The 23,333-nt window shown below is 72.1% G+C and carries 18 protein-coding genes; 12 read left to right on the plus strand and 6 right to left on the minus strand.

The features are described 5' to 3' along the window. The first annotated feature begins 174 nt into the window (after positions 1-174). Positions 175-2,994 (plus strand): class IV lanthionine synthetase LanL, encoded by a 2,820-nt coding sequence (gene lanL, locus KO717_RS03420; protein WP_301364368.1) that lies wholly within the window; start codon positions 175-177, stop codon positions 2,992-2,994. Between the two features lie 178 nt (positions 2,995-3,172). Then, positions 3,173-4,759 carry a DUF7405 family protein gene (locus KO717_RS03425; RefSeq protein WP_301364369.1) on the plus strand — a complete coding sequence of 529 codons (1,587 nt, stop codon included), beginning with the start codon at positions 3,173-3,175 and terminating at the stop codon, positions 4,757-4,759. Positions 4,760-4,842: 83 nt separating this feature from the next. Here KO717_RS03425 and KO717_RS03430 read toward each other — a convergent pair whose 3' ends face one another. Continuing rightward, positions 4,843-5,301: a hypothetical protein gene (locus KO717_RS03430; protein ID WP_301364370.1), complete on the minus strand. Its 459-nt coding sequence runs from the start codon at positions 5,299-5,301 to the stop codon at positions 4,843-4,845. A gap of 198 nt (positions 5,302-5,499) precedes the next feature. On the opposite strand from KO717_RS03430, the gene KO717_RS03435 reads away from it, so the two are divergent. From KO717_RS03435 to KO717_RS03455, 5 genes are all read left to right on the plus strand, one after another. Beyond that, positions 5,500-6,735 carry a GNAT family N-acetyltransferase gene (locus KO717_RS03435; RefSeq protein ID WP_301364371.1) on the plus strand — a complete coding sequence of 412 codons (1,236 nt, stop codon included), beginning with the start codon at positions 5,500-5,502 and terminating at the stop codon, positions 6,733-6,735. Positions 6,736-6,941: 206 nt separating this feature from the next. Continuing rightward, a complete protein-coding gene (locus KO717_RS03440; protein ID WP_301364372.1) occupies positions 6,942-8,336 on the plus strand; it encodes an MBL fold metallo-hydrolase in 1,395 nt (464 codons plus the stop codon). Further along, positions 8,333-9,079: a sulfite exporter TauE/SafE family protein gene (locus tag KO717_RS03445; RefSeq protein WP_301364373.1), complete on the plus strand. Its 747-nt coding sequence runs from the start codon at positions 8,333-8,335 to the stop codon at positions 9,077-9,079. Before KO717_RS03440 ends, KO717_RS03445 begins: the two co-directional genes overlap by 4 nt. Positions 9,080-9,164: 85 nt before the next feature. After that, positions 9,165-9,737 carry a rhodanese-like domain-containing protein gene (locus tag KO717_RS03450; protein ID WP_301364374.1) on the plus strand — a complete coding sequence of 191 codons (573 nt, stop codon included), beginning with the start codon at positions 9,165-9,167 and terminating at the stop codon, positions 9,735-9,737. A gap of 59 nt (positions 9,738-9,796) precedes the next feature. Beyond that, positions 9,797-10,063 (plus strand): metal-sensitive transcriptional regulator, encoded by a 267-nt coding sequence (locus KO717_RS03455; protein ID WP_437184463.1) that lies wholly within the window; start codon positions 9,797-9,799, stop codon positions 10,061-10,063. Between the two features lie 68 nt (positions 10,064-10,131). Here KO717_RS03455 and KO717_RS03460 read toward each other — a convergent pair whose 3' ends face one another. Then, positions 10,132-12,612, minus strand: a complete 2,481-nt coding sequence (locus KO717_RS03460) for a SpoIIE family protein phosphatase (RefSeq protein ID WP_301364376.1) — start codon at positions 12,610-12,612, stop codon at positions 10,132-10,134. Positions 12,613-12,800: 188 nt separating this feature from the next. Between KO717_RS03460 and KO717_RS03465 the strand changes: the two genes are divergently transcribed. Beyond that, the gene (locus tag KO717_RS03465) at positions 12,801-13,268 is read left to right on the plus strand and encodes a hypothetical protein (RefSeq protein ID WP_301364377.1); all 468 of its coding nucleotides are present in this window, start codon (positions 12,801-12,803) and stop codon (positions 13,266-13,268) included. 80 nt (positions 13,269-13,348) lie between these two features. Here KO717_RS03465 and KO717_RS03470 read toward each other — a convergent pair whose 3' ends face one another. After that, a complete protein-coding gene (locus tag KO717_RS03470; protein ID WP_301364378.1) occupies positions 13,349-13,621 on the minus strand; it encodes an SH3 domain-containing protein in 273 nt (90 codons plus the stop codon). A gap of 457 nt (positions 13,622-14,078) precedes the next feature. Between KO717_RS03470 and KO717_RS03475 the strand changes: the two genes are divergently transcribed. Further along, complete coding sequence (locus tag KO717_RS03475) at positions 14,079-16,034, plus strand: M20/M25/M40 family metallo-hydrolase (RefSeq protein ID WP_301364379.1); 1,956 nt, start codon at positions 14,079-14,081, stop codon at positions 16,032-16,034. Between the two features lie 76 nt (positions 16,035-16,110). On the opposite strand, the gene KO717_RS03480 is transcribed toward KO717_RS03475, so the two are convergent. From KO717_RS03480 to KO717_RS03490, 3 genes are read right to left on the minus strand one after another with little or no spacing between them, the layout of a single operon-like run. Then, the gene (locus KO717_RS03480; protein ID WP_301364380.1) at positions 16,111-17,283 is read right to left on the minus strand and encodes an RCC1 domain-containing protein; all 1,173 of its coding nucleotides are present in this window, start codon (positions 17,281-17,283) and stop codon (positions 16,111-16,113) included. 50 nt (positions 17,284-17,333) lie between these two features. Further along, positions 17,334-18,518: an RCC1 domain-containing protein gene (locus tag KO717_RS03485; RefSeq protein ID WP_301364381.1), complete on the minus strand. Its 1,185-nt coding sequence runs from the start codon at positions 18,516-18,518 to the stop codon at positions 17,334-17,336. A gap of 16 nt (positions 18,519-18,534) precedes the next feature. Further along, positions 18,535-19,803: an RCC1-like domain-containing protein gene (locus KO717_RS03490; RefSeq protein WP_301364382.1), complete on the minus strand. Its 1,269-nt coding sequence runs from the start codon at positions 19,801-19,803 to the stop codon at positions 18,535-18,537. 605 nt (positions 19,804-20,408) lie between these two features. Between KO717_RS03490 and KO717_RS03495 the strand changes: the two genes are divergently transcribed. The 3 genes from KO717_RS03495 (at position 20,409) to KO717_RS03505 (ending at position 23,329) form a co-directional block, all read left to right on the plus strand. After that, entirely contained in the window at positions 20,409-20,936 is a 528-nt protein-coding gene (locus tag KO717_RS03495) for a hypothetical protein (RefSeq protein WP_301364383.1), read from the plus strand. A gap of 46 nt (positions 20,937-20,982) precedes the next feature. Then, the gene (locus tag KO717_RS03500; protein ID WP_301364384.1) at positions 20,983-21,828 is read left to right on the plus strand and encodes a hypothetical protein; all 846 of its coding nucleotides are present in this window, start codon (positions 20,983-20,985) and stop codon (positions 21,826-21,828) included. A 112-nt stretch (positions 21,829-21,940) separates the two neighbouring features. Then, a complete protein-coding gene (locus tag KO717_RS03505) occupies positions 21,941-23,329 on the plus strand; it encodes a hypothetical protein (protein ID WP_301364385.1) in 1,389 nt (462 codons plus the stop codon). Positions 23,330-23,333: the final 4 nt, after the last annotated feature.

Raw genomic sequence — 23,333 nt, forward strand, 5'->3', positions numbered from 1 at the left:
AATCGACATAACACCGGACTTGGGGATTTCTTTGCACTTCGAGTGCAAATACTTACGATCGGCTCCGATCCGGCCGACAGGAAGGCCTGACGGGGCAGGCATAGACTGGTGAGCTGCGCACACGGACCGTGAACGCCTGAGGATCCGACGAGGATCCAGGAGAGCGCCGACCCCATGACCACGCATCCGGATCCGCATCCGCCTCCCACCCGGCCGCACGACGAGTCGGCCGACTCGCTCCTGCTGCTCGATGTCGCACGTGCGGTGCTGAGTCGCTCCGGAGGCCAGCGCTGGACCGTGCAGCCGACGGATTCGTGGTGCTTCGCACGGCCTCCGGACGTCGCCGTGCGGCGCCCGCACGGATGGAAGCTCCACGTATCGGCGACGCCGCTGTCGGCCGCCGTCGTTCTCGCCCGCTCGGCGGAGGTGCTCGTACGCCGCACGGCTTCCTTCAAGTTCGCCGTCGATCTTGAACGGGTCACGCGACTGGGGGACGTCTGGCACGACCGGGGCACGGGCGGGAAGTTCATCACCGTGTACCCGGAGGACGACGACCAATTCCGCATTCTGGCAAGCGAGTTGGATGCCGCGACGGCCGGGCTCAGCGGACCGCGGATCCTGTCCGACCGGCCGGTGCGGCCCGCCAGTCTCGTCTCCTTCCGGTACGGGCAGTTCGGCGGCGACATGATCCTGACCGACGACGGCGTCCTCGAACCCTGGATGACCGGCCCGGACGGCAGCAGGATCAAGGACGAGCGCACCGCGGGGTTCGTCTTCCCGCCATGGGCCGCCTACCCGTTCCCCGACGAATCCGTCGCCCCCACGACGGCGGCACCGGTGCTGCTAGGGGGGCGGTTCAAGGTGGTGCGGGCCGTCCGGCACGCGAACAAGGGCGGCGTCTACCGGGCGTTGGACGAGCGGACGGGCCTCGAGGTCATCGTCAAGCACGCGCGGGCCCACGTCGGGGCCCGTCTGGACGGAACCGATGTGCGCGACCGGCTGCGGGACGAGGCCCGGATGCTGGATCGGCTCGCACCGCTGGGGGTCACGCCCGGGAAGGTGCATCTGTTCGACGAGCAGGGGGACTTGTTCCTCGCCGAGGAACTCGTGCCCGGACAGCCCCTGCACCTGTGGCAGTCGGCGCGCGCCCGGGACGGCGGACCCGGCGCGGACGAGGCTGCCGCGACGGTGACCCGGCTGGTGACCCTGCTGCGGATCGTCCATGAGGCGGGGTTCGTGATCCGCGACTTCAAGCCGCACAACGTCATGGTCACCCCGGCGGGGGACCTCCGGCTGATCGACACGGAGTACGTCGTCGAAGCGGGGCAGGAACGGGCTCCCGCGTACACGCGGGGATTCGCCGCACCCGAGGTCAGAGCACTGGGCCTGCACGCGTCGCCCGCCGAGGCCGCCGAGGTGGCCGGACCGGAGGCGGACCGCTTCAGCCTCGGGGTGGTCCTCTTCTCCGTTCTGACCGACCTCGATCCACGCTGGGCGGCCGGCTGGACCGACGGCGTCGTCCGGCCGCAGGACGCACAGCCCACGCTCCCGCTGATCGCCCTCGCCCATCCCCCGCTGGCACCGTTCGGCGAACTGATCGACGGCCTGACCCGGGCCGACCCCGGCGCCCGGTGGACCCTGCCGCACGCCCTGGCCTGGCTGGCCGGGCCGAGCGGGCCCACCGGGCCGAGCACCACCACGCCCGGAACCACGGCCGCGGCCCCGCGAGCCGCGCTCCCCCCGTACCGGCCGGCGGCGATCGACCGGCTGCTCGACGACGGTCTCGCCCACCTGCAACGCACCATGACTCCCGGGCGCGCCACCCTGTGGCCCGCACCGGAATGGAACGTGCCGCGCAGCGATCCCTGCAACACCTGGAACGGCGCGGCCGGCGTGCTCGCCACGCTCACCCACGCCGCGCGGGCCCGCGGGAGCGCCTCCCTGCTCGCCACCGTGGCCGAGGCGGCCCGCTGGCTCGACGAGCGCCTGTTCAGCGTGGACCGGCTGCTGCCCGGCCTGTGTTTCGGCCGTTCCGGGACCGCCTGGGCGCTCTACGACGCCGCCCGGCTGCTCGGTGACCCGGCCATGGCCGAGCGGGCGATCACGCTCGCCGAGCGGCTCCCGACCCGCTGGCCGAGCCCCGACTTCACCCACGGCCTCTCCGGGGCGGGCACCGCGCACCTGCACCTGTGGCGGGCCACCGCCCGTGACCCGCTCCTCGACACGGCGCTCGCCTGCGCCGATGCCGTTCTGGACGCCACCGACCGGGCGGACGGGGACTGGACCTGGCCGACCTCCCACGACACGGACTCCGTACTCGCGGGAGCGCACACGTACGGATTCGCCCACGGGACGGCGGGGGTCGGAACCTTCCTCCTGGCCGCCGCGGCCGCCGCCGAGGACCGCGGGCGCACCGGGGACGCGGGCCGGTTCGCGGCCGCCGCCCTCGGGGCGGGCGACACGCTCGTCAGAGCCGCCCGCGTCGAGGACGGCCGGGCCGCGTGGCCCGCCGCAGTGGGGGGCGCACCGCAGCTCCGGCCGGCCACACAGTGGTGCAACGGGCCCGCGGGCATCGGCACCTTCCTCGTCCGGCTGGGGTCGGCCACCGGTCTGCGGCGCTTCGCGGACCTCGCCGAACAGGCCGCGGCGGCCGTCGTCGGCGATCCGTGGCGGGCGATCGCGGGCGCGTGCTGCGGAAACGCGGGGGCCGGACACTTCCTCCTGGACATGGCCGAGATCACGGGAGAGGCCCGCTACCGTACGCACGCCGAGGGCATCGCCGCGGTCATCGACGCCCAGCACTGCGTGTCCGACGGGCTGCGCCTCGTCGCCGATGCCACGAGCGGCTCCGAGTACGGCAACGGGGCGGCGGGGATCCTCGACTTCCTCCTGCGGCTGCGCCACGGCGGTCCGCGCCCGTGGTCGGTGTCGCGGGCCTCCGCGCCGCCGGCAGCGGCTCGAACGGAGGGCCCTGCAGAGAGTCCGAACCCCTGACAGCACGCTCGCGCCGTGCGTATGCTGAATCCATTGATTGCACTTGAAGTGCAATCAATGCCCGTCAGGGCTCCCCTTCCCGTACGCAGCCCCCGCACCCCCGTGCGGGAGGGGTGCCGCGCTCAGCCCCACGGCCCGGCAGACTGCCGGGACCGCCCCGTATCCAGGAGTGGAAGACGTGACGGACGACGCACAGAAGTCAGAAGACGGCACCGGGAAGCACCCGGCCCCGCGGCTCCCGGCCGCCGCACCCCGGCCCGCCCCCCGCAGCGCGGGCGGAAGCACCCGCCGCGGCGTCCTGCGGGGCGGCGCACTGGCCGCGGCCGTGGCCGGCCTGGAACTGCTCGGACAGTCCTCGGTGATTCCGTCGAGGAACACCGCACTCGCAGCGACGGGCGGGAGCGGGGGCGGGACCGAACAGATACCCGCCCTCCCCGACATCCAGTTCGACATCGCGGACTTCATCGCACCGGTCACCGACGTCGACGGGGTCCAGGTCCAGCTGGGCCCCGTGCACACGCTGTTCGTGACCGCCCGCCTGCTGCGGCCGCCCACCCGCATCGACCAGGTCAAGCTCACCGGAGCACTGGCCGCCATCGAGCGCGCGTACCCCTTCAGCCCGTCGGGCGTGTTCACGTTCCTCGCGTACGGCCTTCCGTACTTCCAGCGGTTACCCGGGGGGCTGCAGGGCCATCTGGTCTCCGCGCACATGCCGCGCCTGCGCTCGGCGGCGCACCGGTACGTCCTGGAGGAAGCGGTGCCCGGCCCCACGGACGTGTCCCCCGCCAACAGCGGCATCGTCAAACGCAAGTTCCACGTGCCCGTGTCGATCGAGGGCAACGACCTGCTGCTCACGCTGCGCAGCGACCACGCCGCCAACATCCAGGACGTGCTCAGGTGGCTCGGCGGGAGTCAGACCCTCGCCGGCCGCCCCCAGCCCTCACCGCCCCTCTCCGACCTCCTGTCCTTCACCTCCGCCCGGGCGATGTTCACCCAGATCGGGCTGCCCAGGAAGCTGGCGGACGAGGCGTCGCTGCCCTACGCGTTCATGGTCAATCCGCGATCGCCGATGTGGATGGGCTTCGCGGACCAGCAGACCGCCGGAACCGCCGACGCCGACGCCGTCACCTTCCGGACGAGCGGACTCACCACGGCGAAGCCGGGCTCCTACTTCGACGCCGGCGCCGTCCAGCACCTCTCGCACGTCCTCATGGACCTCCAGCAGTTCTACGACGTCGACGACGCCGGTGTGCCGGGAGACGACGCCTCGTTCACCGAACGCGTCCAGTACATGTTCCGTTCCACGCCGCCGCCTTCGCAGGGGAACGCCGACCAGATCACGGACGGCGGAGGTCCCGCGTTCCTGCCGAACACCTTCCAGGGCACCGACGACGCCCTGCTGAGCGCCCAGGGCCGGGGCACCCCCGACGGGGAGCGCCGGATCGGCCACCTCTCCTGTCTGCAGCGGTCGTCACGCACGGCCGACGGGAAGCCGCTGCACGTCCGCATGGACGGGCCGGGCTACAGCACCATGGACGTGCCGGACGGGTCCCTCCAGCCCAAGCTGGAGTTCACGGTGTTCGTCCCCACCGCCGACTTCTTCGCCACGATGCGCACGCATCAGGCCTCGCTCGACCTGGCGGCGGCCCATGGTGTCCCCGAGGAGGAGAACGGGCTGGAGCGGTTCCTGACGGCGACCCGGCGACAGAACTTCCTGACGCCGCCGCGTCGCCACCGGGCCTTCCCCCTCGTCGAATTCCTCTGATCCCGGCTCGTCGCCTCGTGCCGACGTCCACGCGCGGAGGACGTCGGCACGAAGCGGCCGAGGGCCACAGGGGGCGGCCACCGTTACGCGCGCGCGGCCCGCGCTCCCCGGCCCCCGGTACCGTGCGAGAGCCGCCCGTGCAGAACGGGACCGCCGAAGGTCACCAGGACGAACAGGAACCCGGCGGTGATCAGAGCCGGTTCGGAGAACCACAGGCCCGCGAGCTGGTCGACGACCAGGGCCACGGCCACGAGGAGCACCTTCGCCGCCACCAGACCGAAGAACAGGCCCCGGTCCACCGGGGTGTGCCCGGCGCGGGCGAGACGGCGGCCGACGAAGCGTCCGGCCACGCTGACACAGAGCACCACCACGAGGACGCGCAGTGCGTGCTCCCACGCGGGCGTGTCCCCGCCGAAGGCCCAGACACCGCCCACGGCCGCCCCTGCGGCGGCGTAGGCGAGCATGCGCGCGGGCCGGGCCGGCCGCGCAGGCGCCCCGGTACCGCTCGGCCGGGGACACACTCGGGTGCTGTAGACGGACATGTCTCGCCTTTCATTACAGAAAGCAAGCATTGGCTACAAAAACCGACAAAACAACTTGCACTCCGAGTGTCATATCTTCGGCGGTGAATCGTCAAGCCCCGACCTCGGCGACGCGGCCGGATCCGAGCGATGGCCCACTCGGGTGGCACCGCCGCCCCGCAGGCCCCCGCGGCAGAAAGTCCCTGGTAGAGGTGGTCCATGGCGCCACAGCTGCGGACATTGCAGGCCCAGGAATGGGACACCTGGTACCGGACCCTGGAACGGGCCTTCGGCGGCCCGCCCACACCCCCGGAGGAGCGCGAGCTGTGGGAGGGCCTGACCGAACACGACCGGTCCATCGGCGCCTGGGACGGCGACACGTGCGTGGGTACCGCCGGAGCCTTCTCGCTGCGCCTGTCGGTACCGGGCGCGGCCCTGGTCGACACGGCCGGGGTGACGATGGTGAGCGTGGCCGCCACGCACCGCAGGCAGGGGCTCATGACGGCGATGATGCGACGCCAGCTGGACGACGTCCGCGAACGGGGTGAACCGCTGGCGGCCCTGGTGGCGTCCGAGCCCGGCATCTACGGCCGCTTCGGCTACGGCATGGCCACGCAGCAGCTCTCGGCGACGATCGACACGGCGCGCGTACGCCTGTTGGTACCGGCCGCCCCCGGCACGGACGGGGTGTCCCTGCGGTACGCCGATCCGCTGTCCGCGCTGGCGGCCTGCGAAGCGGTGTACGCGGACCAGCCGGCCGGCCGCCCGGGCATGCCGGCCCGCGCACCCGGGTGGGAGCGCCTGGCCGTACTGGCGCCCCAGGGCGGCGACCGCGGCGGCTCACCGCTCCAGTGCGTCGTCGCCGAACGGGACGGGGCGACGGTCGGGTACGCCCGCTTCCACCACACCCCGCAGTGGGACGTCTCGGGCGCACGCGGCACGGTCGTGCTGCGCGACCTCGAAGCCCGCGATCCGGTCGCGTACGCGGCACTGTGGCGTTTCCTCTTCGGGATCGATCTGACCTCGACGCTCGTGGCGCAGAACCGCCCGGCGGACGACGCGTGGCAGCACCTCGTCTCCGACATCCGCCGATGCGAAAGGCAGCTGCGGGACGGACTGTTCGTCCGGCTGGTGGATGTGGGCGCCGCGCTCGGAGCCCGCACCTACCGCGTCCCCGTGGACGTCGTCCTGGAGGTCGAGGATTCCTTCTGCCCCTGGAACAAGGGCCGTTGGCGGCTCGCGGGGGATGAAGGGGGCGCCTCGTGCACACGTACCCGCGCGGCCGCCGATGTGACCCTGTCGGTGCGGGCGTTGGCCTCCGCCTACCTGGGCGGCGTCCCGCTGACCGCCCTCGCACGGGCCGGGCGGGCCGGTGAGCTGAGCAGGGGAACGCTCGAACGGGCCTCACTGGCCTTCGGCAACGAGGCCGCGCCCTGGCTGCCGCACTCCTTCTAGGGGGTACGGGAGCTGCTCGACGGTCGGTCCGGCTGACCGGGCAGGGCGCCGGCGGGGCGGGCGGGGCTCTGCGGACACGGCCCAGCCCGCCTGCCGGCTCCCCCTGCACTCCGCCGCCCGCGACCACCCAGAAATACCCCAGGGGGTACCTCTGCTACGCTCGAAATATACCCCCGGGGGTACATCCGACGAGAAGGAGTGACAGCGTGTTCTTCATAGACACCTTTGACCTGGAAGGGCTCGGCAACCGCAGCTACCTGGCCGGCGGCGCCCGCACGGCCGTGGCGGTGGACCCCCCGCGCGACATCGATCAGGTGCTCGCCGCGGCGGCCCGCCGAGGGGTGCGGATCTCCCACGTCGTGGAGACCCACATCCACAACGACTACGTCACCGGCGGCCTGGACCTGGCCCGCCTGACCGGCGCGGAGTACCGGGTGCCGGCCGCGGCCCGGGTGTCGTTCGCCCACACCTCCGTCCATGACGGCGACACCGTCACCGTGGACGGAGGAGTCACCCTGCGGGCGGTGGCCACCCCCGGCCACACCCCGCACCACACCTCCTACGTCCTGGAGGAGCAGGGTGCGGCCGTCGCCGTGTTCACCGGGGGCTCCCTGCTGATCGGGACGGTCGGACGGCCGGACCTGGTCGAACCGCGACTGACCGAGGAGCTGGCGCGCGCCCAGCACGCCTCCGCGCACCGGCTGGCCGCCGAACTGGCCGACGAGACCGAGGTACTGCCCACCCACGGGTTCGGAAGCTTCTGCTCCGCAGCCCAGGCCAACGGGGACACCACCACCATCGGCAAGGAGAAGGCGCGCAACAACGCTCTGGTCCAGGACGTCGAGGCCTTCGTCTCCGCCCTGCTGGCGGGGCTCGACGACGTGCCCGCCTACTACGCCCACATGGCACCGGCCAACGCCGCGGGTCCCGCCCCGGTCGACCTCACCACACCTCCCGTGGCGGACGCCGCCGACATCGCGGCCCGGCTGGCGGCCGGGGAGTGGGTGGTCGACCTGCGCAACCGCGTCGCCTTCGCCCAGGGGCACGTCGCGGGGTCCTTCAACTTCGAGGCCGACGGGAAGATCGCCACGTACCTGGCGTGGATGATCCCGTGGGGCAAGCCCGTCACCCTCCTCGCGGAATCCCCCGAGCAGCTGGCGAAGGCGCAGCGCGAACTGACCCGCGTCGGTATCGACCGGCCGGCGGCCGCAGCCACCGGAGAACCGGCCCAGTGGCTTCCGGCGGGTGAGCGGCTCCGGGAGTTCCCGCGGGCGACGTTCGCCGACCTCGCCGCCCTGGACCCGTACGAGCACCGGATCGTGCTGGACGTGCGGCGGGAGTCCGAGCGTGCGGAGGGATGGATCAAGGGCTCGCTGCACATCCCCGTCCACCAGCTCCACCGCCGCCAGGAGGAGGTACCGGCCGGAGTGGTGTGGGTGCACTGCGCCGGCGGAATGCGCGCGGGGATCGCCGCCTCGCTGCTCGACGCCGCCGGACGCGAGGTCGTGGCCGTCGACGACCCCTTCGACGCCGCCCGGCGCGCGGGCCTCCCGATGACCGCGGGCCGCGACGGCCACGGAAGCAGCGGCTCGACAGCGTGAGCGCGCTCATCCTCGCCCTGGCCGCCGGAGCCGTCATAGGCCTCGCCCTCGGCGCCCTGGGAGGCGGCGGCAGCGTACTCGCGGTCCCCGCCCTGATCTACCTGCTCGGCTTCACCCCCGCGGCGGCCACCACGGCTTCCCTGATCATCGTCACCGCCACATCCGCCGCCGCCCTTTTCCCGCACGCCACCTCCGGCAACGTCCACTGGAAGACCGGCGCCCTCTTCGCAGCCGCCGGCACACTCCCCGCCGTGGCGGCGGCCGGCCTCGCCGCGCGGCTGCCCGAACCACTGCTGACCGCGGCGTTCGCCGCCATCGCGGGCCTCGCCGCACTGCGCATGCTCAGGACCCCGGCAACCCCCGAAGGGTTCCGCCCGGTACGGCCGATGCGAGCCGCCGGAGCCGGGGCGGGCTTGGGCGCCGTCACCGGGTTGCTGGGCGTCGGCGGCGGATTCCTCGCCGTCCCGGCCCTCGTGGGAGCCCTGGGCCTGCGCATGCGGGCGGCCGTCGGCACCAGCCTGCTCGTCATCACCGTCAACTCGCTCGCCGCGTTCGCCGCCCGCACCGGCAGCACCGCCCCGGTGCACTGGGCGGTCATCGCACCCTTCACCGGCGCCGCGATCCTCGGTGCCTGGGACGGCAAACGCCTCGCCGCCAAGGTCACGGGACCCACCCTGCAACGGAGCTTCGCCGTCATGCTGCTGGCCGTCGCGGCCTTCATGCTCACCGACGCGATCCGCTGAGGCCGTAGCCCCACGGCCCGCCGCCCCCACAGCTCAACCGGCGCCCGATCCCGGTCGCCGGCCCCCGGAAAGGAAGAAGTCCGCCATGGCCTCCCCCCACGCCCTCGACTCCGCGCAGGCCCGCACCCGGCTGCACGAACTCACCGTCCTCGACGTCCGCACCCCCGGCGAATACGCCGCAGGGCACCTGCCCGGCGCCCTGAACATCCCCCTCGTTCAGATCTCACACGCACTGCCCGACATCCGCCGGGCCGCCGACCGCGGTGACGTCCTCGTCGTCTGCGCCTCCGGAGCACGCTCCGACCGTGCCTGCAGGACGCTCGCCGAGCACGGCGTCACCGCTGCCACCCTTGTCGGCGGTACCGGCGCCTGGGCGGCCGCCGGCCACGACCTCCATCGCCCCGAGCACCCCTCCCCCACCCGGGTGGGCATGGAACGCCAGGTACGCCTGACGGCCGGCGCCCTCGTCCTGGCCGGCCTGGGGCTGGGGGTGATCCACCCCGCCTTCCGGCTCCTCTCCGTCGCGGTCGCCGGCGGCCTGGCCTACTCCGCGCTCTCCGGCACCTGCGGCATGGCGGCCGTCCTCGCCCGGCTCCCCCACAACCGTCCCCGCCGGGGCGACCTCGATGCCGCACGCACAGCCCTGCGCAACGGCTGACTGCCGCACATACCCCCTGGGGTACCATGCACGGAGAGATGTCAATCAGGAGGCACCCGGTGAAGGTCGACGAAGCAGCGGTCAGCTCAGTCCTCAACCGGCTGCGCCGCGCCCAGGGGCAGCTCGCAGGAGTCATCGCCATGATCGAGGCCGGACGCGACTGCAAGGACGTCGTCACCCAGCTCGCCGCCGTCTCCAAGGCACTCGACCGCGCCGGCTTCAAGATCGTGGCCAGTGGCATGCGCCAGTGCATGAACAACGCCGACGACTCCCAGGCGCCCATGACCGAGGAAGAACTCGAAAAGCTCTTCCTCGCCCTGGCCTGAGGGCCGTCTGCAAGACGGCGGAGACGGCACGGCCGACGAAACCCCACACCGCTTCGGGTCGCACGCCGTCACCGATCGAGAACCCGGTCCGCCATGGCCACGGAGAACCCCTCCGCCGCTGTGACCAGGGGGAATTCCGTCCAGACGGTCTTGCCGTCCCGGGTGTAGCGGGTGCCCCATCGTTCGGTGAGCTGGGCCACCAGGAAGAGACCGCGCCCGCCCTCGTCGGTGGTGCGGGCCCGCCGTAGGTGCGGAGCGGTGCTGCTGCTGTCGGAGACCTCGCAGATCAGGCTGCGATCGCGGATGAGCCGCAGGGTCACCGGCGTGCCGCCGCCGTACCGGTAGGCGTTGGTGACCAGTTCGCTGATGACCAGTTCGGCGGTGAAGGCCAGCTCCTCCAGGCCCCACCCGGTCAGTGCGGCCTCCGTCAGGTGCCGCGCCCGGGCGGCGGCGGTCGGCTCCGCGGGCAGTTCCCAGGAGGCGACCCGCTCCGGCGCCAGCACGCGGGTGCGGGCGAGGAGCAGTGCGACGTCATCCGGTGGGTGATCCGGCAGCAGGGCGTCCTGCACGGCCGTGCAGGTCTCCTCCAGCGAGCGGCCGGGCCGGGCGAGGGCTTCCCGCAGCCGCGCGAGTCCCTCGTCGAGGTCGAGGCCACGGGCCTCGACCAGGCCGTCCGTGTAGAGCGCCAGCAGGCTTCCCTCGGCGAGTTCCAGTTCGGCGGACTCGAACGGGAGTCCGCCCAGCCCCAGCGGCGGCCCCTCGGGGAGATCGGGCAGGGTCACCGCTCCGTCGGAGGTCACCACGGCGGGCGGGAGGTGGCCCGCCCGGGCCAGGGTGCAGCGCCGGGAGGTGGGATCGTAGACCGCGTAGAGGCACGTCGCGCCGACGATCTGCTGGCCCCGCGAGCTTCCGTCGGCCGGCTCCTGCTCATCCGCCAGGCGGTTGACCAGGTCGTCCAGGTGGGAGAGGACCTCGTCCGGAGCGTAGTCGAGGCCTGCCAGGGTGTGCACGGCCGTGCGCAGGCGGCCCATGGTGGCCGCGGCGTGCAGACCGTGGCCGACGACATCGCCGACGACGAGGGCGACGCGCGCTCCGGAAAGCGGGATGACATCGAACCAGTCACCGCCGACACCGGTGGCGGGGTCGGCCGGCAGATAGCGGTGCGCGACCTCGACCGCGCTGTTCTCCGGCAACGCCTGCGGCAGCAGGCTGCGCTGCAAGGTCAGCGCGGCCTGATGCTGCTGGGTGTAGCGGCGGGCGTTGTCGATGCACAGGGCGGCCCGCGCGGCGAATTCCTCCGCGAGCGTGAGGTCGTCCTCCTCGAACGGCTCGGGCCGCTCGGCCCGCCACAGGCTGAGCAGGCCCAGGAGCAGACCTCGGGCCGTCAGCGGTACGACGATCAGCGAGTGCGCGCCCAGGTCGAGGGCGCGCCGGCTGCGCTCGCAGTCCTGGAAATACCAGCCGGGGCTGCTCCGGAGCACCGGTTCGAGGATGGACCGCTGTTCGGCGAGGCACCTGGCGTGCGGGGTGCGGGGGTCGAAGCGGAAGACCTCTCCGGCGGGGTGCATGACCTGCAGCGCCTGTGCCACGACCGAGTGGACGGCCATTCTGCGGACCAGTCCGTTCGCCTCCTCGGCGGTCTCGTCGCCCCGGGCCACCGACTCCAGCAGGTCCACCGAGACGGCGTCCGCGAGGTCGGGGACGGCGACGTCGGCGAGCTCCCGGGTGGTCTGGGCGAGATCCAGTGTGGTCCCGATGCGGGCGCTGGCCCGGTTGAGCAGGGCGAGCCGCCGTCGGGCCCGGTAGCGGTCGGTGACGTCCTCCACGAGTTGGGTGACGCCGAGGATGTCGCCGGAGGGGTCCTCCATCCGGAACGCCGACACCGACACCACCCGCTCGTGGTCGGGGTCGCTCCTCAGTCGGCAGCGCTGCTCGGTGAAGATCAGGGGGGCGCCCGTCTCCAGCACCCGTCGCAGCCGGGTTTCGATGGTCTTCACGTCCGGACCGATGAGGAAGTCGCCGATGCGCCGGCTCCGCATCTCCGCCGCGGGAAGCTGTGTGAACCGGGCCAGCGCCCGGTTGATCCGCAGGATGCTCAGGTCGGGGGCGTGGACGGACAGCCCGATCGGGGAGCGCCGGAACAGACCGTCCAGGACCGACCGGTCCGTCTCCCACTGCAGTACCTCCTCCGCCGGGGCGACGACGAGGAACCACTCGCGGGCCGAGCCGGCGCGGATGACGGCGCGGGCGCGGAATCCCAGCTCCACCCGCCGCCCGCTGCGGTGCAGGACGGGCAGGACACCGGACCAGCCCCGGTCACGCTCGCACGCGGCCACCGCGTCCAGGACCGTCTCACGGTCACGGGAATCGACCAGGAACTCGACCGCGCTGCGGCCCAGCACCTCATCGGGCGGGTAGCCGAGGTGCTCCTGTGCGCGCCGGCTCCAGCCGACGACCCTGCCGTGGTCGTCCAGTACCGCCGAGGCCGAGTTGTGCAGCGCGAACGGGTCCTCGGGCGCCTCGCCCGATCCCGGCACCGGTGCGTCCATCGCTGCCACCCTTCGACCTGCCGAACGGACCGCACAGCGGGCATTGCCCCAGCGACTACCCGGAGTGATCGGAGACCAGGGGTCGGGCAGTCGGCATACCTTCAGTATCGCCGCGCCGCCGCACGTCGGCAGAGCCTCGCCCCGTGCGCCCGTGGATGCGGCCCACCGGGGCTGGGGATCCTGACGACATGACTGCCGCCCTCACCGGTCTCGTCGCCGTCTTCGCCACGCTGGCCGGGTCCACCCTCACCTTCGTCTTCCAACGGCACATCGCCCGGCAGGCGGAGCGGTTCGCCCGGGATCAACGGCTGTGGCACGAACGGATCGGCGCCTACAGCGCCTTCGCGGCGGCTCTCACCGACTTCCGGCGAAGCCAGAACGACCGCTGGCACGTGGAACGGTCCGACCCGGACAGCGCTCGGTTCATCAGCGCTCGTGAAGCGTCGTACCAGCGGCGGGCGGACTCGACAGCGGCACTCTGCCGAGTCCACCTCGTCTGCGGCGATCCGGTCCTGATCCGGCTGGCCCAGGAGGCTCTTGATGCCACGACCGGGATTCACGGGGCACAGGACGAACAGGACCGCGCGGAGCGGGGGGAGACGGCACGTCTCGCGCTCGAAAGGTTCCTCTCCGGCGCGTCACCGCAGGCTCGCTGACCGCACGGTCGACCCGGCCCCGGTGATACGGCTCGGGCCGCCCCCGGCAGGCCCTGTACGAGCCGGGGGCCGGGCCGCCGTCAGCCCTGGGGGCCGGCGGGCTGGGCGTCCTTGGACAGCGGCACCTCTCCGGTGTTGTCCACGTGACGGGCGGCGACCCACACGGCCTGGTCGCGCAGCAGGTACCAGATGCTGTTGCCGTCGATGGGCTGCGCATGCACCTTGCTGTGCAGACCGATCACGGCGCCGTGGTTCAGATTGCCGACGAGGGACGAGTCGGTACTCGGATATCTCCGCAGGTTGACGCCGCTGCTGCTGACGACCGTGCCGAACGGCTGAGCTGGACTGGGCACCTTGACCTCCAAGGGAATGAGGGAATGCCTGAGTGGCGGGACGCGGTCCGGTATGCGGACCGGTCGCTTGCACGGTAGAGCCAATGCATGCCGGGGAGCCGGAGGCGTGCGGGGCATCACCACGACCGGCGACCGGGCATCATCCCGATGGTTCCGTCCCCGCGTCGCCGAACGCGGCTTCAACGATCGAGCAGAAACAATGACGACCGTTCCATTACCCCCTGTAATGGACTGCCCGGGCGCTCAGCACGGCTCCGTGAGCGCGAGCAGCACGGATACGGCTTGCTGCAGGCCCCGATGACCGGAAATCCGGGCCGCTCACCCGGTGCGCCCGCTATCCGCGCGGCCGCCGTATCCATTACGGTGAGTGACGACATCAGCGGGGCTGTGCGCCGCGGTCCGGGAGGACCCTCCCGCCGGCGGCGCAGGCGTACGTCGAACCATCGGAGGCGCCGAGATGACCACGTTCTTCTTCGACATCGGGGCGACCTTGGCGGACGGGCACGTCGAGGCCGACGGATCCTGGCTGTTGCGCCCCCGCCCCCGGGTCGTGCAGGTGCTCGATGCTCTCGCAGGAGAACCCCAGGGCATCATTTCCGACCCGGGTACCGAACAGGATGCGGTCGCAGGGATCACGGAAGCCCTCCATGAGGCGTTCCCCGGCCGGTTCACGGACGACCGCCTCATTCACTTCGGCCCCAAGACCAGCCGCGCGATCTTCGACGACGCTGTCGCGAGCAGCGGCGGCGCGGCCGACGACTGCGTCTTCGTGGGTGAGGACCACGACGAGCGCGCGTTCGCCCGCACGGCGGGCATGCGGGTCGCACCCCACCCGGTGTTCACCCGGGCCGCAGTCGAGAACCGCCCGGTCTTCTGGACGAGGATCGACGTGCCGGAGGGCGGCAGCCTGGGCCTTCTGAAGTCGGTGGCGAACGGCACGGAGGCCGTCCCCGTGCATGTCGCCTCCCCGCGGCTCGTGCTCGCCATGGCGACCGCACTCGGAGTCGAGACGCTCCGTGAGGCAGGGTTCACGACCGACGTACGGGGACAGGTGGAGGACACGGCGGCGTTCCTGATCCGGGACGACCGCTCGGTCCCGGAGCCGGAGGCCCTCGCCGGCTCCTCGGAGGAGTCCCGGACGGCGGCCGAAGGCGCGATGCGCGCAGCGGCCGCGTTCTGCTTCGCCTCCGGCGAACTGACCGCGTACCCCCGGCAGATCACCTCGCTCGGGCCCGCGCCCGGCGGTGTCTACGTCGCCGCACCCGCCGGTGTGCCGATCGAGGAGGTGCACGCGCAGGGAGCCAAGCCCGGACACACCGAACGCCTGCTCCCGGACCCGGCGCTCCTGTCACGCCCTGGTGAGACGCAGGCCGAAGGGCTCGCCGCGGCCCTGCCGGCCGGGTTCAGCGAAACGGGCAACGGCCTTCCCTCCCCCGAAACGCTCGCGGCGGTACGCGCGACCGTGACGCCCGAGGTGCTGCGTGCGCACGTGGCACGCATCTCCGGGGTCGAACCGCTGGTCCCGGGCGAGCCGCTGAAGATCCGCAGCCGTCACGCGGCGCATGCCGACAACGGGCTCGTCGTGGACGCGCTGGTCCGGCACTTCCAGGATCTGGGGCTGGAGGTCCGACGGCATGCGTTCAGGTGGCGGGGACGCCGGTTGTTCAATGTCGAAGCCGAGCACCGCGTCGAGGGGGCCGACTCCGCCGTACTCATCACGGGACATCTGGATTCGACGGCGGAGAGTGGTGACTTCGTCGACGCGAACGGCGATCCCCGCCTCTACGACCCCTTGGTGGACCCGGCGCCCGGCGCGGACGACGACGGGAGCGGCACCGCGGCGGTCATGGCCGCGGCGGAGTGTCTGCACGCGCTCCTCGCGGAGGGCAGAACGCCGACGCATCACGTTCGCTTCGTCCTCTTCAACGCCGAGGAACAGGCGCTCGTCGGCAGCAAGCGCTACGCCCGCGCCGCCGCGGCGGCGGACGACCGCATCGCGGGCGTCTTCCAGATGGACATGATCGCCGGTCTGCAGGACGGCAGCACGCCCGCGGTGGAGATCCATGCCGGCTCCTCCGTACCCGGCCCGGTCGCGGCCGCCTCCGACGCGCTCGGTGACCTGCTCGCGCGGACCATCCCCGCCGTCGCCTCGGGCTTCGCGGTCCAGCAGCTCACCGGAGTGGGGGATCCTGCTCTGGGGCGGAGCGACCACGCGAGTTTCCACGAGCGGGGATGGGCGGCCATCGCCGTCTCCGAGGACCTCTTCCGCGCTGACGGCAGCCAGGGGGGAACCGGCACCACGAAGTACCACACGCCGGGCGACACCCTCCTCGACGAGGACCACGACACGCAGTACGCGGCCGCGATCGCACGCTCCGTCACCGCGACCGCCCTGACCTTCGCGGGCCTGTAACCGCACCCGCCGGGCCCGTGCGCGACCGCCATGGACAGCGTCACGCACGGGCTTGGCCTTTCGGAGGCGAAACGGGTCAGTATGCGAAGCCGGACTTGCCGGTGAGGGTCGCCGACACGTGGGTGATCTGGCTGCCCGGCGGCAGGGCGTTCGTGGGCGAGGTGGGAGCGGTCGTGCTGCCGTCACCGAGCTGGCCGAGGGCGTTGGCGCCCCAGCCGACCACCGAGCCGTCGTCGAGAGCGGCGAGGGTGAAGTCCGCGCCTCCGTCGACATCCTGGACGCCCTTGAGGTGGTCGAGGGGGACCGGGGTGGTGCGGTTGGCCTTCGTCCCGTCGCCGAGCTGGCCCTCGGTGTTCTTGCCCCAGCCGGCCACGCTGCCGTCGTCGAGGACGGCGAAGCCGGAGGCCGAGGTGGCGAAGACCTTCGCGACGGCGTCGAGGTGGGCGACATCGACCGGCTTGTTGCTGTCGGCCGTGCTGTCGTTGCCGAGCTGGCCCTCGGCGTTCTTGCCCCACGCCTTCACCGTGCCGTCGGCGGTCAGGGCGAGGACGTGGTCGCAGCCGACGGAGATGGATTCGGCGTCGGCGAGGTCCGGCACCTTCTGTGGCGTTGCCTGATCGGTGTCCTCGCCGTTGCCGAGACGGCCGTTGGCCCCCGAGCCCCAGGTCCAGACGGTGCCGTCCTGGCGCAGAGCCACGCTGAAATCGCAACCCGCGCCGACGTCCCTGACCTTGTCCAGGCTCTGGACGTCGACCGGCGTCTTGTGCGGGTTGGTGGTGTCCAGGCCCGTGCCGAGCTGCTTCTTGGCGTTGTCGCCCCAGGCCAGGACGCGGCCGCCCTTCACGGCAAGGGCGTGGCTGGCGCCCGCCGAGACCTCGGTGACGCCGGACAGGTTGGTGACCGTAGCGGGGAAGGACTGGTTCGTGGTGGTGCCGTTGCCGAGCTGGCCGGTGAGGTTCGCGCCCCAGCTCTTGACGGTGCCGTCCCTGAGGAGGGCGATGGCGAAGGCGTTGGCGTCGCCACCTCCGGCGACGAGTTCGCGTACGTCGTCACGGGTGACGCCGACCACGGCGGCGGGGGTCTGTTGGGCGAGGACGCTGCCGTTGCCCAGTTGTCCCCGTGCGTTGTCACCCCAGGCGCGGATCCAGGGGTCGGTGCCTGCGGCCTGGGCCGACAGGCAGGGGGTGGCGGCAGTCAACGCGGTGAGGGTGAGGGCGGTGAGCAGGGTACGGCGCAGAGGTGGGGTCATCTGCATGCCTTTCGCGTGGTTGTTGGAGGGCGCGGTGTGGGCGCCGGGAATCAGTAGGCGTAGCTGGAGTTCCATCCGAGGGACGCGGCGACTCGGGTCGTACCGCTGCCCGCGGGCAGGGCCGTGACGGGGGTGAGGGAGGCGGTGGTGCTCGCGTCGCCGAGCTGACCGTTGGCGTTGTCGCCCCAGGCGACCACGGACTGGTCGTCGAGGACGGCGAGGGAGTGGGTCCAGCCGCCGGCCATCGCCTTGACACCGGTCAGGCCGGGGAGCGGGACCGGCGTCGTGCGGTCCGATTTGGTTCCGTCGCCCAGTTGTCCGGCGTTGTTCCAGCCCCACGCCCGGACTGTGCCGTCGTCGAGGAGCGCGAAGCTGTGGTGGCTGACCGCGACGATGCCCACGACGTTCTTCAGGTACTCGACGTTCACGGGTACGGGGCTGGCTGTCGTGGAGCCGTTGCCGAGCTGGCCGTTGGCACCCCGGCCCCACGCCTTCACCGTGCCGTCGGCCGTCAGGGCGAGCATGTGGGTGCAGCCGGCCGCCACGGCCACGATGTCCTGAAGGCCGGCGACGCGCTTGGGAGTGTTGCGGTCACTTGTGGAGCCGTCGCCGAGCTGCCCCTCGTTGTTCCGTCCCCAGGTCCAGACCGAGCCGTCCTCGCGGAGGGCGGCCACATGGTTGCAGCCCGCCGCGATGTCCTTGACTTTGTTCAGGCTCTGGACGGAGACGGGGCGGCTGGTCGGCGGGTCCGTGCTCACGGCGGTGCTGCCGTTGCCGAGCTGGCCGTAGGTGTTGTTGCCCCAGGCGAGGACGCGGCCGTTCCGTACCGCGTAAGCGGCGAAGATCCCCGCGGCCACTCCGGAGACGCCGGACAGACCGGCGACGGCGACCGGGTAGGACCGGGAGGCCGTGGTGCCGTCGCCCAGTTGCCCGCGCGAGGCGTCGCCCCACGCCTGCACGGTGCCGTCGTTGAGCAGCGCTACGGCGAAGGACGTGGTGGCGTTGCCGCCACCCGCCAGCTCGCGCACGTCGTCGCGGGCGAGGCCGCGGACCGCGGACGGCGTCTGCTGGTCGAGCGTGGCGGCGTTGCCGAGCTGTCCGACGGCGTTGCTGCCCCAGGCCCGTACCCACGGCTCGGGCTTCTCGGTACGCGCGGGGCCCTGGGCGGCCGTGGTGAGGAGGGCGGAAAGGGCCAGAAGGACGCCGAGACTTGTGCGTCGTCTGGGGTTCGTCATGGCGTGACGCACCCCCTCAGTAGGCGTACGTCGTGTTGCCGCCCAGGGACACGGCCACGTTCTTGATCGCCGATCCCTCCTTGAGGATCTTCACGGATTCGTAGCGGGGGACGGTGGTGCCGTTGCCGAGCTGCCCCTCGCCGTTGTGGCCCCAGGTGAAGACGTCGTCCGCGGTCACCGCGACCCCGTGGCGCGCTCCGGCGGCGAGGTGCTGGACGCCCTCCAGGCGCGGGATCTCGACCGGCGCGGTGCGGTTGGTCCGCGAGACGTTGTCGCCGAACGACTCGTCGCCCTCCAGGAGCTGCCCGTACTGGTTGTTGCCCCAGCCCCAGACATGGCTGTCGCTGGTCTTGACGTAGTTGTGGAAGGCGCCGGCCTCGATGTCGGAGACGCCTTCGACCCAGTCGACGTCTACGGGGAGGGTGGAGGACTTGGTGCTGGAGTTGCCGAGCTGGCCGTAGAGGTTGTAGCCCCAGGACTTGACGGTGTCCTCGGCGGTGAGCGCGAGGGCGTGGTGGCAGCCCGCGTCGACCTCGACGATGTTCTCCAGCCCCTGCACCTGGCGCGGGACGGAGCTGGTGGCGCGGCTGCCGTTGCCGAGCTGGCCGTGGATTCCGCGGCCCCACGCGTAGACCTTGCCGTTCTCCAGCAGGGCCAGGCTGAAGTCGCAGCCCGCGGAGATCTGCTTCACCTTCGGCATGCCCTGGACCCGGTCGGGGACGGTACGGCTGTCTCCGGTCCGGTTGTTGCCGAGCTGGCCGTAGGCGTTGTCACCCCAGGAGTAGACCTGGCCGGAGGTGTCAAGGGCGAGGCCGTGCTTTCCGCCGGCGGCGACGCTCTTGATGTTGGTCAGGCGCGGGACGGTGGTCGGCACGGTCTGGTTGGTGTTGCCGCCGTTGCCGAGCTGGCCCGAGGAGTTGTGCCCCCAGGACTTGACGGTGCTGTCGGTGCGGGCGAGCACGAAGGAGTCGGCGGACGAAGTACCGCCGGCCGAGATCTCGTCGACGTCGCCGCGGAAGAGGCTGGTGACGGAGGAGGGCGAAAGGCTGTCGGCGAGGGTGCCGTTGCCGAGCTGGCCGGTGCGGCCGGCGCCCCAGCTCAGGACGGTCGGGTTGCCCTCGTTGGCGGTGGCCGTGGGGGCGGCCAGGGCCGTGGCCATGGCCGTGGTGACGGCCGCGAGCATCCAGCGGCGGCGGGGCGCGCTGCGCCGGACGGACGGGGCCGCCGCGGCTGTGCCGTGCGGGAGGCGTGCCGGGTCGGGGCTCGGGAGAAGTCGAGGGGTCATGCGCTGCTCTCCTTGGTGTGAGGGCGTACGGAACCTCGGCGCTCAGTGGGGTGGGGAGTCGCCTGTGGGCCGGGCGCGTAAGGCCCGCAGGGACGTACGCGGACCGGGCCGCGAGGTCGGTCGACGCCGTGGGCCTGTCAGTAGGGTTACCGGAAATGATCACCATTGCGAGCCGGCGCCGCGGAACCACCTCATTGCCGGGCACTCGTTCGAGTCCCCACCCACACGGAGCACCGGCGGCCGAATGCGCCGGGACGGGAGCGAATCCGGGTGGACCTCCGATCGGCCGCGCCCAACAGGGGAAGGCGACGCTCTCCGCTGCTGCGGCCGCGTGAGGCCGGTCATCCCGGAGGGTGTCGGCGACGGGTGCGCAAGCGGGTCCCTGGCGGGGCGCCGGAGCTCCTTCTCGCGTGGCATCCGGGGCAATTGGCCGCGACGGCCGTTGTGGTGAACACGGCCGAGGGGGCACGCCGCCCCGTGTGTCCTGCCATGCCGCCAGGGTCGGTCCTATTAGCTTCAGATCACCTTTGATGATCACGGAAGCGTTCTTCCGTGGCCCTGCGTCGCCTCCGTGACGCCCTCCACCCACCTTTCCGGGAGTTCAGGTGAACCCACGCACGTCCGCGCGCCGCGCCCTGTCCGCCGCGCTGCTCGCCTCCGCCTTGTCCCTCGCCGCTCCGACGCTCCTCACCGCGCCCGCCCACGCCGAGCCCCCCGGGTACCCCGCCCTGAGTGCCCCGGCCGAGGAATGCGCCGCCGACGACCAGGCGTGCAAGGACCGGAAGGAGAACGAGGAGCAGGAGAAGAAGGTCGAGGAGCAGCAGAAGGAGACCGAGGAGGACGCCAAGAAGGCGGAGAAGACCATCGAGGACGTCGGCAAGAAGCTGGAGGAGTGCAAACCCGGCTCCAGCAGCTGTATGGAGGGGCTCACCGGCCCGGGCATGGGAGAGAAGCAGGGCGTCACCGACATGACCAGCACCATCAAGGATTTCAAGCCCGGCCCCGCCGGCGACGCGTCCGCCGCGGTCACCTCCACCTGCTCCGGCTTCCTCGCGTCGCTGCCGACCGGATCGGCGGACGACGCCCAGAGCCCGTTCCCCGTCTCCCAGTTGTGTGCCCTGCTCGGCGGCTGACGGACCCGCTCACCCCGCTCCCCCTCACTCCTCGAAGGGATCCCCCATGCCCGCGCGCCGCGTCGTACTCGCCGCTCCTGCTCTGGCCCTCGCCGTGTCCCTGGCCTCTCCCCTGACCGCCCTGGCCGCGCCACCCCAGCCCGGGGCCGGCCCCGGTCCTGCGCCCGTACCTCGTGCCGTGACCGCCGACGGCCGCCCCGCGAAGGTCTCCGACGTTCTGAAGGAGTGCGAGCAGAACCCGTCCGGCTGCTCCTTCCGCATCAACCGCAAACTCGGGATCGAGTTCGCCACGACGGTCAGGTCCCTGGGCAACGCCGTCATCAACTGCACCCAGAACGACATGAACGTCGAGCGGACGGTGACCCTGCACGCCGTCACCACCGACAACATCAACGGTGAGATCTCCGGCTCCGTCACCGCCGAGGGCACCATCCAGGCCTCCGGAGAGGTCACCACCACCCTCGCCAACGAAAGCGGCATCACCGCCAAGGGGCCCAACCTGGACAAGGGCCCCACCACCGAGGCAGCCACCAAGGTCAACGTCGGCGGCGGAGGGAAGATCGCCGGCGAGACCAGCGCCAAACTCGCCTTCCAGGCCGCGTTCAAGGCCGCGTACGCGAAGACGTGGACGGTCGACACCACCGAGACCACGACCTACAAGAGCACCGTCAAGGCCCACGACATGATGGTGTTCGGCGCGACCGTCGCCATGCGCCGCATCGTCGGCCAGCTCGTCACGAACAAGGGCAGCGGCATCCTCAACGTGGCCGTGGACAGCCCCTCCATGGCCAACGACAGCCACTTCGTCGCCCAGACGTCCACCGCCCCCGGTGGACTCTGCAGCGGTACGCGGCCCCCGGGCAACTCGGCTCCCGGCGTCCCCGGCCCGTGAAGCAGATCCCGGCCCGCGCCACCGTTCACCCCAGCGCCTCGCCGCAGCGCGAAGTCGCCCCGCGCCCGGCCTCCGGCGGTTCCTGCCGCCCCACCCGAGGAGGACCCCCGCCATGAGACACCCCTTCCGCCCGCCCCTGGGCGCCACCCTGACCGTGCTCACCGCCACCGCCGTACTCCTGCCGCCCCTGGCCACCGCCGTCCACGCCGCACCGGGCGAACAGCCCGTGGCCGTCCTCAACGGTGACTTCGCCGAGCCCGCCATGAAGGGCGATGGCCCCACCACCGTCACCATCGACAACTGGACCGGCGCCAACCAGCGTTACTCGCCGGCCGCCTCCGGCCGTACCGGCACCTACCACGCCGTCGCCCTGCAGAAGGACGGCAACACCCTGCGGCAACGACTGCGCGGAGTGCGCGCCGGAGCCCGGGTCACCGTCACCTACGAGGACAGCCCCGCCGTCTCCAAGGAGTGCGTGGCCGCCGACGTCGACAGCGGGCAGCCCTACACCGTCGAGGGCAGCGGCGGACCGGTCCAGGCGGTGACCACCGCCCCCGACACCGGCCGAGTCAAGGGCACACCCGGCACCGGCAAGTGGACCGGCCGCACCTACGCGTTCACCGCCGCCGAGAGCGATCCCGCGCTCACCTTCACCTCGAAGGTCACCGGCACCAAAACGCACCTCACCTGCACCCCGATGATCGCCGCCGTCCGTGCGGTGGAGGTGCCCCCGGCCGTCGACCAGACCGTCGACCGGACCGCGCTCGGCACGTCCGAGGCGTTCAAGGGCAACGAACGCGAGAAGTCCCTGCACAACGCGGCGGCCGCCTGCAACGGCGAGAACGCCTGCACCTTCCGCCCCGACAAGCGGACTTCCTTCCGCTACTTCGGCCAGGCCCGCGTCATCGGCGAGACGTTCGTCAACTGCACCCGCAACCCGCTGGAACACACCCGCGTCCTGAACTACTCCGAACGCAGCCACGACAGCATCGCCCAGACCTACACCGACGCGAACCTCGCCCTGGAAGAGGTCGCCCGCCTACCCACCACCGGCGACCGCGCCGAGGACGTCAAGCGGATCAAGGCGCGTCCGATGGCCACCCAGTTCGCCCTCGCCTACGAGAAGACCTGGCAGCGGCCCTGGCAGTGGTTCAGCAGCGACCAGCGCCAGGTCAACGAGAAGATCATGCCCGGCGAGGTCAGCTGGGTCGAACTCCAGCCCAGCAGGGAACGGGTGGAGGGCTGGTTCGTCAGCAACAAGGAGGACTACCGCCTCCACGCGGTCATCGACGGCCCCTCCCGCGCCGTGCCCGACCGGCTCATGCAACGCACCGGCCCGATGACCGAGACCGAGAAGCAGCGCTGCGTCGCCGACCGCCCCACGACCACCACCCCCGTCGGCGCGGGCACCCCCGCCTCCTCCGCCGACAAGGGTCTCCAGGAGATCCCCACTCCGACCGCCCCGGGAAGCCGCGCGGCCACCACCGTCCCGCTCGGCTGAGCCC

Origin of the sequence: Streptomyces xanthophaeus, assembly GCF_030440515.1 — a bacterium.
Taxonomy (GTDB): domain Bacteria; phylum Actinomycetota; class Actinomycetes; order Streptomycetales; family Streptomycetaceae; genus Streptomyces; species Streptomyces kutzneri.

What these genes read in the sequence shown, in the direction of transcription:
- lanL (WP_301364368.1), top strand. Translation starts at nt 175, where the DNA reads ATGACCACGCATCCGGATCCGCATCCGCCTCCCACCCGGCCGCACGAC.
- KO717_RS03430 (WP_301364370.1), bottom strand. Translation starts at nt 5,301, where the DNA reads ATGTCCGTCTACAGCACCCGAGTGTGTCCCCGGCCGAGCGGTACCGGG.
- KO717_RS03435 (WP_301364371.1), top strand. Translation starts at nt 5,500, where the DNA reads ATGGCGCCACAGCTGCGGACATTGCAGGCCCAGGAATGGGACACCTGG.
- KO717_RS03450 (WP_301364374.1), top strand. Translation starts at nt 9,165, where the DNA reads ATGGCCTCCCCCCACGCCCTCGACTCCGCGCAGGCCCGCACCCGGCTG.
- KO717_RS03460 (WP_301364376.1), bottom strand. Translation starts at nt 12,612, where the DNA reads ATGGACGCACCGGTGCCGGGATCGGGCGAGGCGCCCGAGGACCCGTTC.
- KO717_RS03465 (WP_301364377.1), top strand. Translation starts at nt 12,801, where the DNA reads ATGACTGCCGCCCTCACCGGTCTCGTCGCCGTCTTCGCCACGCTGGCC.
- KO717_RS03475 (WP_301364379.1), top strand. Translation starts at nt 14,079, where the DNA reads ATGACCACGTTCTTCTTCGACATCGGGGCGACCTTGGCGGACGGGCAC.
- KO717_RS03480 (WP_301364380.1), bottom strand. Translation starts at nt 17,283, where the DNA reads ATGACCCCACCTCTGCGCCGTACCCTGCTCACCGCCCTCACCCTCACC.
- KO717_RS03485 (WP_301364381.1), bottom strand. Translation starts at nt 18,518, where the DNA reads ATGACGAACCCCAGACGACGCACAAGTCTCGGCGTCCTTCTGGCCCTT.
- KO717_RS03490 (WP_301364382.1), bottom strand. Translation starts at nt 19,803, where the DNA reads ATGACCCCTCGACTTCTCCCGAGCCCCGACCCGGCACGCCTCCCGCAC.
- KO717_RS03500 (WP_301364384.1), top strand. Translation starts at nt 20,983, where the DNA reads ATGCCCGCGCGCCGCGTCGTACTCGCCGCTCCTGCTCTGGCCCTCGCC.
- KO717_RS03505 (WP_301364385.1), top strand. Translation starts at nt 21,941, where the DNA reads ATGAGACACCCCTTCCGCCCGCCCCTGGGCGCCACCCTGACCGTGCTC.